Consider the following 14,845-nt stretch of genomic DNA (forward strand, 5'->3'; position numbering starts at 1 on the left):
TTTTGAGTTTTACTGTCCACTTTCGCTGATTTACTGTCCACTTTTATAAATTTACTGTCCACTCTGCTATTTTTACTGTCCACTTTAATTTTCCGCAAAAAAAGAAACACATAAAAAAACTCCAAAGGTTATCACCACCTCTGGAGTCATTTAACCTTATTCAGCTTTCGCTCCATTTTGCTTCCAATAGTACTCTGCTACGGCATCAGCTACAGCTTCAGCACTTCTGTATAGCTCATCCATGTTGTTGTCGACGCCTCCGAATTCAATGAGAAGAGCATTTTCGGATAAGTCTTGATTGTAGACGCCGTTGCCAGTGGTTTTGTTTTTGCCGATTACCCCACGGCTTAATCCTGGATATTTCTTATCTAAAATCGCATTAATTTCCTGTGCTGCTTTTTGGTTTTTCTCAAAATTAGGATTAGCAGTTCCGATTACAAACAGCGTACGTGCATAAGATTTCCCATTAATTTCGGTTGTTGTGGATTTTCCTCTTAGCGAGTCACGATGCAGATCAAAGATCAGGTCTATATCCTGATTGCTCGCCATTGCACTTTGAACGAGCGTACGTGACATCGGGTAACTTTTTCGATAGTCTGTATTATTTTTCTTCAACAGTTCCGTCATGTTGGTATAATCAACGGTTGTTCCAATTCCTCTCGCCTCAAGTTCCTCGCCTAATTTTTTCCCGACCATCGTAATATTTACTTTGGAATGAATGGCATGGTCTGGATTTGTGACTCCTTTCAAGTGAGGTAAAAAGGACTCCCAGCTGTGTGAATGATAGATATAGGCGATCTTCTTACCGCTCGTCGTTTGCCCTGGCGGATTTTGTGGCTCAGTGGGATCAGGATCTTCTAAACGCTCCATGTCTTGAACCTCTGCTTCTTCACCGCTTAACAACAGCTCCATTGGCGGCGGTGACTCGTACGCCAAGTTCGTATAATCCGTTCCTTCCCCAGCGACAATGATCGTGGAATCGTAGAGCGCAAATCCTGGCAGTTCGTTTCCCAGCAGGCTTCGAATGTCCCCAGGTTTTATGCTTGTAGTAAGCTCGAACAATACACTCGATAATGCAGGCGGTTCACTCTCTTTCGGCAGTTCTTGCGTAAAGTATCTGTTTTCCCAGCCTATGAAATAGACAAGTGCCTCTCCAGAAAACTCCGTTAGCCATTTGTGCATAGTCGAAGAACTCAACCTGTATTTGTGCTCAAAAGATGTGATAAAACTAGTGGCAATCACAATAAATAGCATGGCTCCAGCAAGTAATAAAGGTAACCGTTTCATATTCAATTGCGGGGTAAACATGTATAGCCCTCCACTTCTGTTTGCGTTTCTATCACATCCTATGCACGTAAAAATTTAAATAGAATCAAATCTATGAATAAATAATAGAGATTACGTTGCTTTTAAAATTTATCTCTATTAGAAAAGTTGGTATAAGTTATTTTGCCCTCATTGAGAGATAAGAGGAGAGTGCAAGGTGTGTGCCTAACACCTAAGAAAGTTATCGAGAGGTATGGGATAAGAAAGCATGCTACGTGGATCTTAAGAGACGCATGAGCACACATCTTTTTGAATGGTTCTTTTCCTAAAAGTTTGTTGCTTCAGAGGCAATTGGTTCAATTCTCTTCTTTGATAAGTTGATTGGAGTGCAAGGTGCGAGACTCCTGCGGGACAAGCGGTCAGATGAGACCCTTAAAGGCGCAGAGCGGCAAGGGGCTCACCGCCTGCCCCGCGGAAAGCGAGCAGCCTGGAGCGGAAATCAATCTCTTTCAAGAGCAACAACGAATGCAAAAGAAGCCCTTTATTTTATTTAATATGTTTAAATACTTTTAAGCGCAAAAAAAAACCAGTTACTCAACTGGTTTGTGATGTGAAGACAAGCTTATCCGTTTCTGTATGATGATTTCCACTCGCAAGCTTCTCATAAATATCAATAAAAATCCCTAACTCTTCAGGTGACAAATGATTTAGGTAACTGCTTATTGAATCGACTCTTTCATTTTCAGCCTCTCTTAAAATTTCGTGTCCTTCGTCCGTAATCTCTAAATACACAATTCTACGGTCTAGGTCACTTCGGTAACGACTTACATACCCACGCTTGTACAAACGATCCGCACCAACAGTTATCGCACTTGGTTTAACACCCATATAATCAGCTAATTTTGAAACGGTCCATTTATTTCTAATGCATAATGTCTTTAAAAGTACGAATTGTGTTTTCGTTAGTTCCTTTTCAATTGCAATTTCCGGGTGCAAACGCTTTGACACAATATAATGTACTCTTTCCAATCTCTCCACATAGGATTTCAAATCCTTATTCCCCATACTATGAACCTCCAGCCTCTAAGTTGAAATGCGAATATTATACTAACATTATACAAGAATTTTCATAACATTTGAACTATTTTTTACAAATAATGTGCAAACATGTTGACTATTGGCATAAAATTACATTATGATACATTCAAATAAATTTGAACGTTTCAGGAGTGTTGAACATGAAAGAAATTTACCACATACGTGAAGTAGAACAGCTAAAGGTTATTTCTGACCCGCTTCGCATTAAAATTCTTTGGGAGATCTTAGATGAAGCAAAGACCGGAAAAATCCTATCTGACCTTTTAGAAGTACCTGCACCTAAAATTCACTATCATCTAAAAGAAATGGAACGCGTTGGCTTGATAGTGGTTGAACGCACCGAAGAAAAGAATGGCATTATACAAAAGTTCTACAGACCTGTAGCTCATTCATTTTCAATAGCTGAAATTTTGCCTGATCAGCGTAATGCAGTAAAAGATGAACTCTCTGATGCGCTAAAAGAAAACATTCTTGTATCTCTCGAAAAAACTAAATCGATGATTCGCAAGCTGGATCCTGAAGTGCTGGCCTATACAGATTCCCCTCTTAAATTTGGATATAGGCATGTGAAACTGTCTTCTGACCAAGTTAAACAGCTTCATGAAAAAGCAAAAGAAATTTCCGAGTTAATCTCAGAGTTTAAAAAGAATGAACGTGAGGATGGCGAGATTTATCATTACTTCATGCTCTCATTCCCTCTAAAAGAAACACCATATCCAGAAGAGGAGCTTGATTGAAATGACACAAGCACTGACGGTACAGGATAAAAATATTGAAGGATCTCTTTTTAAACAGCGTTCTTTTTTGTTCATATGGGCAATCACGATTTGTTCTTCATTTTCCATCGCTATTTTTCAGTTTTCACAAAGCTGGTATGTCGTAAAAACTCTCGACAAAGAAGCGTCGCTCGGAATCGTATTTATCGCAGCGAACGTGCCTCGTATTTTATTTATGGCCATTGGAGGCGTTTTAGCAGATCGAGTCAGCCGAACTAAAATTTTGTTCGTCTCTAATCTCTTAAGAACTGTTCTATTAGTTGGATTGTTGATTATGCTCGCAACAGGACATCTATCCCTTCTCTCTTTTATCATTTTCGGTTTGTTTTTTGGCGCACTTGATGCCTTTGTCTGGCCGGCGAACGGATCTTTATTACCTAATGTCGTTGATCATTCCCAGCTAACACGTGCAAACTCAGTCATTCAAACCACTCAGCAGAGCTCTCTCATTCTCGGACCGATGATTGGCGGGCTACTTGTCGCGAGCAGTGGAGGTTACTTTCTTTCATTTGGGGTGCCTGCATTCATGCTTCTTCTATCTGCTGTTCTTGCCTTCCTGCTCAATGTTCCAGCTTCGGAGAGCTCTAGTTCAAAAAAGTCTGGCATGTGGCAATCCATTAAAGAAGGCCTTGATGTGGTAAAGAGTTCTGCCTTTTTAAAAGCACTATTCTTAAGTACGATTTTTCTAAATGTTTTCGTTGTCGGTCCTTTAATGATGGGTCTGCCGATCTTTGTAAAAAATGTTCTCGACGGCAGCGCATTGGATTTCAGCTTTATTGAAGGGTCCATGGCTGCCGGCATGCTTATCAGTTCAGTGATCATCGGAATTTTAAACATTAAGAAAAGGCGAGGTCTTATGGTAACTCTCTCGCTTTTCACCATGAACGTTTTCTTTTTCTTGTTTAGTCAAAGTTCATCTCTTTACGCTTGCATGTTCGCGATCTTTTTTATTGGAATCACATTCCCGGCTACAAATATTCCGCTCATTTCAGCGGTACAGTCTTCTGTAGATAAAAAACTGCTTGGCCGTTTGATGGGACTGCTTACGATGGCAAGTATGGGTCTCGCCCCATTATCTCTCGCAGCAACATCCATATTGATCTCATACGGTTTCACTATCGATAAGATTATGGCTGGCGGTGCACTCTCTTTAATTCTTGTAAATGTTTTAATCATGTGGAAACTTCCTGCTTTAAGAAAAATGGAATAGGCGGTGGATTGGATGAAGGTATTAATTATTGGCGGTACACGTTTTTTAGGGAAACATTTAGCAGATTCCTTTAAAAGCAACAGCCATGAGGTTACTTTGTTTCATAGAGGAAACACAGCAGAAAAAGGCAGTCAGGAAAATATTCAGGAAATCATTGGTGACAGAGATGAAGACTTGTCGTTACTGCAGAAGCGCACTTGGGATGTTGTTGTTGATACTTGCGGGTACTTTCCGAAACAAGTTCGTAAAACCGCTGAAGCTCTCCATAAAAACACGAAATCTTACATTTTTATTTCTTCTGTTTCCGTTTATGAAGATCAATCCGTACGATATCTTACGGAAGAAGCAAAGACTGCTGCCCTTGCGAATCCGGATATAACCGAAATTGGTGAAAATTATGGAGCTCTTAAAGCAGCATGTGAACAAGAAGTGATTAAAGTTTTTCAGAATCAGGCTTTAGTAATTCGTCCTGGATTAATTGTCGGGCCTAACGATTATACTGATCGGTTTACGTATTGGCCAGATCGAGGTGTTCAAGGCGGAGAAATCTTGATCCCTGATATGAAAGATCCTACAGTTCGATTCATCGATGTACGCGATTTAGCGAATTGGATTGTTTTGATGGCTGAAAATGAAGAGAGCGGCACTTTTCAAGCTGTTGGGGGAAGGTACAATTTTAATGAGTTTGTGAAAAAATGCATAACGGATCACGCAAAGTCTAGAATTGTTCCTGTTTTTGAATCGTACTTATTAAAAGAAAAGGTTGGCGAGTGGATGGAAATCCCCCTCTGGATCGCAAGTGATGAATATAGAGGGTTAGATTATGCGGATGACTCTAAGGCGATAAACAAAGGACTAATTTTCCGTCCAGTAGAAGAAACCATCCAAGATACAGCAAAATGGTCACAAGCTAGAAACCTAAAACCTGATGAGTGGAGAGCTGGGCTGCATCCAGATAAAGAAAAACAATTGCTGCAGAAATGGAAAGATCAAGTGAAAGAATAAAACTCCATTTTTTTCGCATCTTCAACTAAAAATACATGAATGCCCATGGCACTTGTCCATACCATTTGTCCCCTAGAGACATATAGTAGGATTGTGAGATACAAAATCTCTCCTGTCGGCAAGAGGCCGGCAGAGCAATTCCCTACCCCCCATTTCTTCATCATGCGTTCGGTTTTCTTTACCATAATCCTTTCAAAAGGATTATGGCTTTTTTTTTATCTAGGAAAACGTTTTTGTTCATCGTTAAATTGAAAATATTTGTTTAAGTGTTCAGGAAGCTCCCCTTTTTGAAAGACAAACTGAATGTCTGATAGTGGAATTTCTAATCGCGACAATGCTGGATATAAAGGCAAGATCTCCTTTGGTTCGTACGATTGCTGATAACTTGTAATAGCCTCATTTGTTTCTTTTTCAACGGATTGACGGTATGCATGTATTTCTTGAATCTGCTGAACCATCATCAAATATTCCGCTTTTAACCGCTCTAGCTGAGTAATTTTCTTCTCCATACTGTTTTTTGCAGTCTCAAGTTCTCTGTCGCGGGAAGAATAGACCGTTTTTAAATACTCGGATAACCTGTCGTCACGATTGTCTTTTAAATCGTCCAAATGCTCCATGGCGTTTCGTTCTTTTTCCATAGCTAAAAGATACTTATTCTTTGCTTCAGTCAGATCATCCATCGTGATTTTTGAATTTCTAACACCATAAGCGTTTAGCAATTCTTCATATTCATTAGAAGACCATTCTTTTTGTTTATGTAGTTGCTGCCACTTTTCTTGCGCACGTGCTATATCGATATCGTATTCTTTTTTCATTTGTTTAAAATGATTTAATTCCGGATACATGACAATCTCCCTTCGAGTTTCAACATTAATAGTATTCGGGAAGGTTTTAGGTTTAACGTCTCGAATGATTAAACAACTGTTTAAATAAAAAGCTCTTTTGTAAGCTTTGTTGCTTTGGGTGTGGTTGAATTCCGTTCCAGGTGCTCGCTTTCCGCGGGGCAGGCGGTGAGCCACATTCGTAACGTTTCACTTTTAAGTGTCTCACCTGCCCGCCTGTCCCGCAGGAGTCTCCCACCTTCTACTTCATTCAACTGTCAAAGAAGAAAATGATTAAAAGATAAAATACACACTTTTAAGTAATTCCTATTAGAAAGAAGGATGAATCCATGAAGATTACTGCAATTAGACATTGCAAAGCGGAAGGTCAGGAACGTAATGCTACATTAACTGCTGAAGGTGAGCAGCAAGCTAGAGAATTGGCTGCCTTTTTAGAGGATCAGCACTTTGATTGTATCATCTCGAGTCCTTTTAAAAGAGCTATAAACACCATTAAACCATTTGCAGAATTAAATGATCGATCTATAGAGGTAGATGAACGACTGGCTGAACGAATCCTTTCTAGTGAAAATGATCCCAATTGGCGATCAAATCTAGAACGTACATATATAGAAGAACATTTAAAGTTCCCTGGTGGTGAGTCCACATACGAAGCAAAAGAAAGAATCACTTCCTTCATTAATGACCTGCAATCTAAATCATATCAATCGGCACTGATTGTGACGCACGGAAATCTGTTAAGCCTTATGATTAATTTGTACCAGCCTTCTTTTGGTTTTAAAGAATGGGAGCTGTTATCGAACCCAGATGTTTATCTAATTGACGTGTCATTAAAAGATGTATCCAAGTTGTGGGTGTAATAAACTGGTAGTTAATTCCAGACCCCCAACCCTCCTACAAAAGTCCCGAAACCTGTACACGTAAGATAATTTATTAGGAGGGGAAACATCTTATGAAAAAATTAGTAGTAGCATCAGTATTAGGCGCTTCCCTATTCGGCGCAAACGCAGGAATCTCAGAAGCGGCATCTACATGCCCATTCGCTTCTTCAAATAATAATCAGCCACAACAGCAGCAACAAGTTCAAGCTGCTCCGGCACCAGCTCCACAACAACAACAAGCGGCTCCAGCTCCGGCTCCAGCTCCAGCTCCACAGCAAGAGCAGACAAAAGCTCCAGCACAGGAAGCACCAAAAGCTGAAGCAGGTGCAGAACTTACTGCACAAGAGCAACAAATGCTTGATTTAGTAAACCAAGAGCGTGAAAAACAAGGTTTACCAGCATTAAAAGCTGACCCAGAATTAACAAAAGTTGCACGTGTTAAAGCAAAAGACATGATCGACAACAACTATTTCGACCACAACTCACCAAAATACGGTTCTCCATTTGATATGTTGAAGCAATTTGGTGTTGAATATAAAACAGCTGGTGAAAACCTAGCAGGAAACTCTTCTGTTGAAGGTGCTCACACTAGCCTAATGAACTCTCAAGGTCACCGTGAAAACATCCTTAAGTCTGACTACACAAACGTTGGTATTGGTGTAGTTGACGGTGGACAATATGGTAAAATGTTCGTTCAATTGTTCAAAGGATAATAACGACAAAAAGCTTTCCCAAATCGGGAAAGCTTTTTTTATTGGCACTAAGCACCCTGGAGTGGGAAACCAGCCTTTCATCAAAAACATTCTATTTAACCGGAATCGTAATCATAAAGGTGGTGCCTTTTCCCTTCTTACTCTTCACATCTAGCTTCCCGTTATGATGCTTAATAATATTGGTGCTTACCATCATCCCAAGCCCCGTACCCTCTTCTTTTGTTGTAAAAAAAGGCTTCCCAATTTTTTTAAGAACGACTTCATCCATACCGCACCCATAGTCACGTACTTGAATTTGAATGTTGTTCTTATCATCAGACAGCCTCATGCTTACTTTTACGCAATCTCCAATTGAAGATGCTTCGATCGCGTTTTTTACAAAATTTATAAACACTTGTTTAAGCTGCATAGAGTCACAAAAAACAAGCGGCATCTGATCCTCAAGCTCTGTTTTTATTTCGATATTTTTCATAATAGCCTGTGTGTTCAATAAATCAACTGTATCTTTAATGATATCGGTAATACAGGCCATTTTAAAGTTTTGGGAATTACTTTTTGAAAGGACTAGAAACTCTTTAATGATATGCTCTATTCGATCCACTTCGGACAAGATAATCGATAAATATTGGTTAAATTCATTGGTTTGATTTTGAATAAGCTGAACAAAACCTTTCAACGATGTCAAAGGATTGCGAATTTCATGTGCTACGCCAGCTGCGAGCTCCCCTACAACATTTAACGCTTCAGCTTTTAATAATTTTTGTTCTGTTAGCTTTTGGTCTGTTACGTCTTTTAAAATAGTTACATGCAGATGGTCTACTATATCTTTTTGACAGGAGTATTCAATTTCTCTTACAAAACCGTCAGGAGTTCGATAGCGAAACTCTCCTGTAATCTTTTTTCCATGCAATACTTCTTCCCATTTTTTTCTGATTGCTGCTCTGCCATTTCTCACAAAAAATTCTTCAGCACTTCTTCCGATGAGTTCCTCTTTAGAAAGCTGCAGAAGCTCACATGCACGGTCATTGACTTCTGCGATCTCCATATTCGATCTGCACAAAACTATTGCTTCTAGCGCATGGTTAAACAATTGTTTAAACTTTTTCAAATTTTGGTCCTGCGTCATCTCTGTATCAGTAGTTGATGTCATGTAAGATGTACCCACAACCTCCTGTACATCGTGGTTTTTTCCTATTACCGGATATATGGTTGTACGTATTGACCTTACACCTAAATTAATATCTGCGGTTTGTGTTTTACCTGAAAAAGCTTTTTCCAATTGATCTGTCCATTCAGCGATTAATTCTTTTGAATAAAGTTCTTTTAAACTGGTTCCTGGCAGGGGTTTTACCGAAACTCCAAGTCCGTCAAGCATGGATCCCGCAGAATATGTAAACTTATAGTCACCTTCACCATCTCTTTTCAGTCCAAAAAGATGGATCGGGCAATGGGAAAGTGTGTTATGAAAATCGGCAATACGTTTTATTTCAACTTCTTCATATTGCTTGTTCATTAAGTAGTCCCCTTCTTCTTACAGAATCAAAATCGGTTTGCTTGGGCTGTTACGTCAATTAAACAACCTCTCCTTTTTTTCGCTAATATTTTTATTTCGACAAATTTATAGCTTTTCCCTATTGGTCGACTTTCCCATTTTTTCAAATTGCTGATACAGGTCTTTTGAATTACTTTCTGAAGTAAAAGGTTTTCACCTGAAATTAAAAACAATAAAAAACCTTTGAGAAATTTCTACAAAGGCTTTAAAACAATACTTACCTATTCATCTTGATTATTTCTGCTTTCATAAATTCATAATCCATAGGACCTATATGGAAGTTTGTGATGTTTCCATTTTCGTCGATAAAGTAGCTTGTCGGAATCGAAACAGCTCGATATTGTTTTCCTGTCGTATTCTTTTCATCAAGCGGAATCGGAAATGAAAGATCATATTTCTCGACAAATTCGCCCACTTTTTCTTTTTTTGTTTCAGCATACGCTAGATTTACTGCGAGAATTTCTACGTTCTTATCCTTGTAATCACTATAAAACTTTTGCATCTCTGGCATTTCCTCTCTGCAAGGAGGACACCACGTTGCCCAAAAGTTTAAGATCACCTTTTTACCGCGGTAATCGTTTAATTGAATTTGTTTTCCATCCAGCGTTTTTAATGAAAAATCATGCGCTTTACTTCCTGGTTTAAGTCCTGTATCTTCATCCGTTGTGTTTTCCACTGTTTCGGGCTCTTCCTTTTCCTCTTGAGCCGAATAAAAAGCAAGACCGATTAATCCCGCAAATATAAGCATGATCACAATCGATTTTATCTTCACTGTTCAATCCTCTTTTCACGTTGATTCACTTTTTTATTATAGAGGATTTATTTATCCTACTGCAAAGTAATGTAACAAAAAAGCTATTGTTGCCAATTTCTGCAGGCATCTACATTTTTTAGAAGAACGTGCGGGGAGCGTGCCATGAACCTTTAAAAAAGACCAAAAAAACAACAACTTATGTTTAAGCTGTTGTTCCCTTTGAATTTATAAGTTAGAAGCCATTACAATAGTGCCTTTAGGTTTTTTGCTGTTTGGAGTAGGTTCATGAGAGATCGCGACAGCATCCCACTGATGTTCACCTTCAAACGTTACTGGGAAAACAACTGCACCATTGCCATTTTCATCAGGTGTAAATGTTCCAGCTCTGTATTGTTTATCTCCTTCGATCAGCCAAACTTGATACGTTTCAGTTCCTTTAACTTGGGTTAAGTTGTGGGTGTGAACGACAAGTTTCATGGTCTCATTTTCTTGTACCATTGAAGCGACACCTGTTGACTTTGTTTCTTCTGAAGCTAGCTGTACGGTCTTGAATGTTTTATTGATCTGTTCTTGAATGACTTGCTCATTTTTGTTGTTCTCATTATATAAATAAGCGTTCGTGCCTAATGATAAAAGAAGTCCAGCGGCTAGAAGCCCAGTCATCCATGTTTGTGGTTTTCTGTTATAAGCAGGTGTGATTTCCTTTCTAGAGCTATCAGTCTTGATGATTGGCTTGGGCTTATTTGACATTGAATCTTGATCCGCAGTTACACTTGCTAATATACGTTCTTTCATACCAACTGGAGGGTCTGCCTCTTCTGATAAATATGGAAGATCTGCTGTTAGCTCTTGCCATTCAGCCCATTCTTCCTGGCAAGCACTGCATTCTTTTAAGTGGCGTTCAAATGCTTCCTTCTCTTTATCTTCTAATATTCCGTTATAATAATCGAGCAGATTATCGCACATTTTCTGTTCCATATTTATCCCCCCTCTCTGCATAAATCTTTTTTAAGTGTTTCAGCGCTAAGCGTATCCTGCCTTTTACCGTTCCCAGTGGAAGATTCTTTCGTTCAGCGATATCTGATTGAGAATACCCTTTAAAATAGAACATATCTACAATATCTTGCTGCTCTTCCGTTAAGGTGGAAACGGCCTGTTTCAATACTTCTCTTTCTTCGTTCCAAGTTACAGTCTCTTCTATGCTTTCTGTACGTTCATAATCTAAATCTTTTTCAAGTATTTCAACTTCATTTTTCTGCTGTTTCCGTATTAAGTCGATGCAGGCATTTCTTGTTACTGTTAAAATCCATGAAGAAAACTTCCCTTTATCCTCTGAATAGATTCCATTTTTTCGCCACAGTTTCATAAAAACGTCCTGAACCGCTTCTTCAGCTAACTCTTTTTGTTTCAACATTTTATATGAAAAAGAAAACAATAGCTTTTCGTATCGATCATAGAGCATTTCAAGGGCTTCTTTATTTTCTTCCTGAACCTTTTGATATAGTTCGTAATCAGAAGGTCTACCCATCTTTTGTCTCCTTTACTGCACACATAATAGTTTTATCATATCAAAATGAGACAGTACTTGTCTTTTTTTAAGATGGATATATATAGCTAACGTTTTAAAAAACGATTCAGATCACATATTTTCCATCTTTTATCATTAAGTTTCCCTTTATCTTTCCGATATAAAAGAAAATATAGCTCAGCGTTTTAGATACAGAATTTAAAGATAAAGTGAGGCACATCATTATGGATCGCACAAGCTTAATTGGGGTCATTGTAGGCATTGTAGCCGTTGGGGTCGGGATGGTATTAAAAGGGGTCAGTCCGATTTCTCTGCTGAATCCAGCAGCATTGCTGATCATCTTTGCAGGGACCGCTGCAACCATACTTATTGCATTTCCACTGAATGAAATCAAAAAAATACCTGCACTTTTTAAGATTTTATTTCAAGAACAAAAACTTATTGATATGAAAGATCTAATCACCATTTTTATTGAATGGGCTACGATTGCCCGTAAAGAAGGCTTACTTGCATTAGAGCCAAAAGCAGAAGAAGTGGATGACCCTTTTTTACAGCAAGGAATCAAAATGATCGTAGACGGTCAGCCGCCAGAATTTATTAAAGACGTTCTGATGAAGGACCTTGAAACGATGGAAGATCGACATGCAAGCAGCGCTACCATTTTCACGCAAGCTGGTACATATGCTCCAACACTAGGTGTTCTAGGTGCAGTAGTAGGATTAGTAGCAGCACTCAGCAACATGGCCGATATTACTGCACTGGGTAAAGCCATTTCTGCTGCATTTATCGCAACGCTTTTCGGTATTTTTTCCGGATACGTGTTATGGCACCCTTTCGCTAATAAATTGAAGCGCAAGTCAAAAAAAGAAGTCATGATCAAAGAGATCATGATTGAAGGTTTGTTATCCATTCAAGATGGAACTTCTCCAAAAATTTTAGAAGAAAAACTGTTAACGTATATTCCGACTAGCGAACGCGATCAATACAAAGCGGGTGGTTCTGTTGGCTAAAAAGAAAAAGCATCATGAGGAGCATGTGGACGAATCCTGGCTCATCCCTTATGCCGACATGCTTACGTTATTATTAGCGCTATTCATTGTTCTATTTGCGATGAGTGAGATCGATGCTCAAAAGTTTAAGCAAATGGCCAGTGCATTCCGAAATGAATTTACTAGCGGTACCGGCGTCATGGAAGAACAGGCACCAATTCCTACACCTGACTCCACTCCGATACCTGATGCTTTAAAAGAAGTAATATCTAAGGAAGAAAAAGATCGTCTTGAAGAAGCGAAAAAAGAACTGGAAGCTTTAGAAGAACTGGAGAAAAAAATCAATGCTTACATCCAAGCGAATCAACTAACCTCCAGTCTGCAAACAAAACTGACAGAGAACGGATTATTGATTACCATTTTAGACAATGCTTTATTCGATTCGGGAAGTGCGACCGTTAAACCTGGTTCAAGGGAGATCGGCAAGAAGCTATCAGATCTCCTCGTTACCACGCCCCCAAGAAACATTGTTATTGCAGGCCACACGGACAACGTGCCGATCAGTACGTCTACCTTTCAATCCAACTGGGAGCTGAGCGCGTTCAGAGGAATCAACTTCATGCGGGTCCTATTGGAGAATCCAGGTTTGAAGCCCAACCAAGTGAGCGCAAGCGGCTATGGCGAGTATCGTCCAAAAGCAGATAATAAAACAGCGGAAGGCCGTGGCAAGAACCGCCGCGTTGAAGTACTCGTGCTGCCTAATGTAAGCCTGCAAGCAGTGAAGTAGAAGAAGGAAGGTATCTCTATTGGCTACGCTCATAAAGTCTGAGAATCGCTCATAAAGTCCGAGAATTGCTCATCTGAATGAAATAACTCTATAAAAACACATAAAAACTGGCTCTCAGAGGTGGCTTCCACCCCCAGAAGAGCCAGTTTTCATTTTTATTCAGTCATTTTAGTCGTTTTATAGCTATCTAAGAAATGAATGCGCTCTAACATGGTCGGGTGGCCATATAAAAACCACTTCACGATTTTAGGCGGGTTCACTTCACTTAAACTGACTGTCGCAAGTTCTTGAAAAGCACCTACCGCGGCTTTCGAATCGTTTGTCATCTGAATGGCATACAAATCTGCATCACGTTCCGCTTTTCGAGACACGGCATTCTCTACAGGAGACACGGCAAAACTCAACAACGAAAAAATCAAAAGCAATGCGGGCAATGCAGCTAAATCCCCTGCTCCTTTTATTCCCCATGACTTTCCATACTTATCTATCCATTTTCGATAGATTATATTTCCAAGCCACAGCCCTAAAAACGAAAGGACGATTGACGATATCAAATTCCAATAAAGATGGTTCATCACATAATGGCCGATCTCGTGGGCCATTACAAACAACACTTGGTTATCGGTTAACTTATTGAGCGTTGTGTCCCAAAGAACGATCCTTAAATTTGAACCGATCCCATTTACATAGGCATTAAGAGCGTTCGTTTTTTCTGACATGTTCACTTCATATACATTCTCTGCAGGAATGTCTGCTCTTTCTGCAATATCCAGAATCTTGTCTTTTAACACTTCATCCTGCAGCGGATAAAATTTATTATAAAGCGGATCAATCACCACTGGCTGAATAAAGTACATAAATACGGTAAATGGAATGGATAGCAGCCAAGCGTATAGCCACCATCTTTTTTCGTATTTCTTAATGAGCCAGTACATCACTGCTACCATCACGGTTGTCAAAAGCCAGCTGATCCAGAAATCCACAAGTCCGTCTCTCATCCAGCTATGGAACGATTGCACAGATATATTGAAGCTTTTTGAGACTGTAAAACTATAATAGCGCAGCGGAAAAGTTAGTACCCAGCTAGCAAATGAAAGAAGAAGCACATAAATTCCTGTATGAACGATGGAAAACTTCGTTAATCCACTAGATGCTTTGCGGAACCACTTAGAAAGACCAAATCCTAGAACAAACAGGTAAATTAACCACTCAAGCGGAACGGAAATAAAGTATATAAAATCTTTTATTCTTGAAAAGTCTGTACTTAGCTCCAGTTCCCGGTCAGTCATAAATACAGCTGGATCTGCAGCAGATCCCTTCAAGTGAACAGGCAATGCTGAGTCTGCTCCTTGAAAAAGATAAAACCACATCAATCCAGCGTATATCGCAAAGCCGAGTACAAACACGAACGATTTTTTCAAAGCCTACGCCCCCTTTTATACCT

The 14,845-nt window shown here is 39.4% G+C and carries 17 protein-coding genes; 8 read left to right on the forward strand and 9 right to left on the reverse strand.

The features are described 5' to 3' along the window. Positions 1–156 precede the first annotated feature (156 nt). Entirely contained in the window at positions 157–1,308 is a 1,152-nt protein-coding gene (gene spoIIP / locus QUF49_RS16805) for a stage II sporulation protein P (protein ID WP_289496823.1), read from the reverse strand. A 335-nt stretch (positions 1,309–1,643) separates the two neighbouring features. On the opposite strand from spoIIP, the gene QUF49_RS16810 reads away from it, so the two are divergent. Then, positions 1,644–1,820 (forward strand): hypothetical protein, encoded by a 177-nt coding sequence (locus QUF49_RS16810; RefSeq protein WP_289496824.1) that lies wholly within the window; start codon positions 1,644–1,646, stop codon positions 1,818–1,820. 40 nt (positions 1,821–1,860) lie between these two features. Here QUF49_RS16810 and QUF49_RS16815 read toward each other — a convergent pair whose 3' ends face one another. Further along, positions 1,861–2,331 (reverse strand): MarR family winged helix-turn-helix transcriptional regulator, encoded by a 471-nt coding sequence (locus QUF49_RS16815; protein ID WP_289496825.1) that lies wholly within the window; start codon positions 2,329–2,331, stop codon positions 1,861–1,863. Between the two features lie 173 nt (positions 2,332–2,504). Between QUF49_RS16815 and QUF49_RS16820 the strand changes: the two genes are divergently transcribed. The 3 genes from QUF49_RS16820 to QUF49_RS16830 are packed head-to-tail and all read left to right on the forward strand — an operon-like array spanning position 2,505 to position 5,355. Next, positions 2,505–3,101 (forward strand): ArsR/SmtB family transcription factor, encoded by a 597-nt coding sequence (locus tag QUF49_RS16820; RefSeq protein ID WP_289496826.1) that lies wholly within the window; start codon positions 2,505–2,507, stop codon positions 3,099–3,101. A gap of 1 nt (position 3,102) precedes the next feature. Then, positions 3,103–4,350, forward strand: a complete 1,248-nt coding sequence (locus tag QUF49_RS16825) for an MFS transporter (RefSeq protein WP_289496827.1) — start codon at positions 3,103–3,105, stop codon at positions 4,348–4,350. 12 nt (positions 4,351–4,362) lie between these two features. Then, complete coding sequence (locus tag QUF49_RS16830; RefSeq protein WP_289496828.1) at positions 4,363–5,355, forward strand: NAD-dependent epimerase/dehydratase family protein; 993 nt, start codon at positions 4,363–4,365, stop codon at positions 5,353–5,355. 215 nt (positions 5,356–5,570) lie between these two features. On the opposite strand, the gene QUF49_RS16835 is transcribed toward QUF49_RS16830, so the two are convergent. Beyond that, positions 5,571–6,200 (reverse strand): hypothetical protein, encoded by a 630-nt coding sequence (locus QUF49_RS16835; protein ID WP_289496829.1) that lies wholly within the window; start codon positions 6,198–6,200, stop codon positions 5,571–5,573. Positions 6,201–6,252: 52 nt separating this feature from the next. After that, positions 6,253–6,435, reverse strand: coding sequence for a hypothetical protein (locus tag QUF49_RS16840; RefSeq protein WP_289496830.1), 183 nt, complete (start codon positions 6,433–6,435; stop codon positions 6,253–6,255). Between the two features lie 91 nt (positions 6,436–6,526). Between QUF49_RS16840 and QUF49_RS16845 the strand changes: the two genes are divergently transcribed. Continuing rightward, positions 6,527–7,057 (forward strand): histidine phosphatase family protein, encoded by a 531-nt coding sequence (locus QUF49_RS16845; protein WP_289496831.1) that lies wholly within the window; start codon positions 6,527–6,529, stop codon positions 7,055–7,057. Between the two features lie 92 nt (positions 7,058–7,149). Further along, positions 7,150–7,791, forward strand: a complete 642-nt coding sequence (locus QUF49_RS16850; RefSeq protein WP_289496833.1) for a CAP domain-containing protein — start codon at positions 7,150–7,152, stop codon at positions 7,789–7,791. A gap of 91 nt (positions 7,792–7,882) precedes the next feature. Here the strand turns inward: QUF49_RS16850 and QUF49_RS16855 are convergent, their stop codons facing one another. From QUF49_RS16855 to QUF49_RS16870, 4 genes are all read right to left on the reverse strand, one after another. Next, on the reverse strand, positions 7,883–9,304 hold the full coding sequence (locus QUF49_RS16855) for an ATP-binding protein (protein ID WP_289496834.1): 1,422 nt from the start codon (positions 9,302–9,304) through the stop codon (positions 7,883–7,885). Between the two features lie 256 nt (positions 9,305–9,560). After that, a complete protein-coding gene (locus tag QUF49_RS16860) occupies positions 9,561–10,115 on the reverse strand; it encodes a TlpA disulfide reductase family protein (protein ID WP_289496835.1) in 555 nt (184 codons plus the stop codon). Positions 10,116–10,322: 207 nt separating this feature from the next. After that, positions 10,323–11,075: an anti-sigma factor domain-containing protein gene (locus QUF49_RS16865; RefSeq protein ID WP_289496836.1), complete on the reverse strand. Its 753-nt coding sequence runs from the start codon at positions 11,073–11,075 to the stop codon at positions 10,323–10,325. After that, complete coding sequence (locus QUF49_RS16870; RefSeq protein WP_289496837.1) at positions 11,053–11,625, reverse strand: RNA polymerase sigma factor; 573 nt, start codon at positions 11,623–11,625, stop codon at positions 11,053–11,055. Before QUF49_RS16870 ends, QUF49_RS16865 begins: the two co-directional genes overlap by 23 nt. 224 nt (positions 11,626–11,849) lie before the next feature. Between QUF49_RS16870 and motA the strand changes: the two genes are divergently transcribed. Further along, positions 11,850–12,635 (forward strand): flagellar motor stator protein MotA, encoded by a 786-nt coding sequence (gene motA / locus QUF49_RS16875; protein WP_289496838.1) that lies wholly within the window; start codon positions 11,850–11,852, stop codon positions 12,633–12,635. Beyond that, complete coding sequence (gene motB, locus QUF49_RS16880) at positions 12,628–13,401, forward strand: flagellar motor protein MotB (RefSeq protein WP_289496839.1); 774 nt, start codon at positions 12,628–12,630, stop codon at positions 13,399–13,401. Before motA ends, motB begins: the two co-directional genes overlap by 8 nt. A gap of 155 nt (positions 13,402–13,556) precedes the next feature. Here the strand turns inward: motB and QUF49_RS16885 are convergent, their stop codons facing one another. Next, on the reverse strand, positions 13,557–14,822 hold the full coding sequence (locus QUF49_RS16885) for a M48 family metallopeptidase (protein WP_289496841.1): 1,266 nt from the start codon (positions 14,820–14,822) through the stop codon (positions 13,557–13,559). Positions 14,823–14,845 lie beyond the last annotated feature (23 nt).

It is taken from the genome of Fictibacillus sp. b24 (assembly GCF_030348825.1).
Taxonomy (GTDB): Bacteria; Bacillota; Bacilli; order Bacillales; family Fictibacillaceae; genus Fictibacillus.

Coding starts and splice junctions, on each gene's coding strand:
- QUF49_RS16830 (WP_289496828.1), top strand. CDS start 4,363: ATGAAGGTATTAATTATTGGCGGTACACGTTTTTTAGGGAAACATTTA.
- QUF49_RS16845 (WP_289496831.1), top strand. CDS start 6,527: ATGAAGATTACTGCAATTAGACATTGCAAAGCGGAAGGTCAGGAACGT.
- QUF49_RS16825 (WP_289496827.1), top strand. CDS start 3,103: ATGACACAAGCACTGACGGTACAGGATAAAAATATTGAAGGATCTCTT.
- QUF49_RS16815 (WP_289496825.1), bottom strand. CDS start 2,331: ATGGGGAATAAGGATTTGAAATCCTATGTGGAGAGATTGGAAAGAGTA.
- QUF49_RS16850 (WP_289496833.1), top strand. CDS start 7,150: ATGAAAAAATTAGTAGTAGCATCAGTATTAGGCGCTTCCCTATTCGGC.
- QUF49_RS16835 (WP_289496829.1), bottom strand. CDS start 6,200: ATGTATCCGGAATTAAATCATTTTAAACAAATGAAAAAAGAATACGAT.
- QUF49_RS16870 (WP_289496837.1), bottom strand. CDS start 11,625: ATGGGTAGACCTTCTGATTACGAACTATATCAAAAGGTTCAGGAAGAA.
- QUF49_RS16820 (WP_289496826.1), top strand. CDS start 2,505: ATGAAAGAAATTTACCACATACGTGAAGTAGAACAGCTAAAGGTTATT.
- motA (WP_289496838.1), top strand. CDS start 11,850: ATGGATCGCACAAGCTTAATTGGGGTCATTGTAGGCATTGTAGCCGTT.
- QUF49_RS16865 (WP_289496836.1), bottom strand. CDS start 11,075: ATGGAACAGAAAATGTGCGATAATCTGCTCGATTATTATAACGGAATA.
- QUF49_RS16855 (WP_289496834.1), bottom strand. CDS start 9,304: ATGAACAAGCAATATGAAGAAGTTGAAATAAAACGTATTGCCGATTTT.
- spoIIP (WP_289496823.1), bottom strand. CDS start 1,308: ATGTTTACCCCGCAATTGAATATGAAACGGTTACCTTTATTACTTGCT.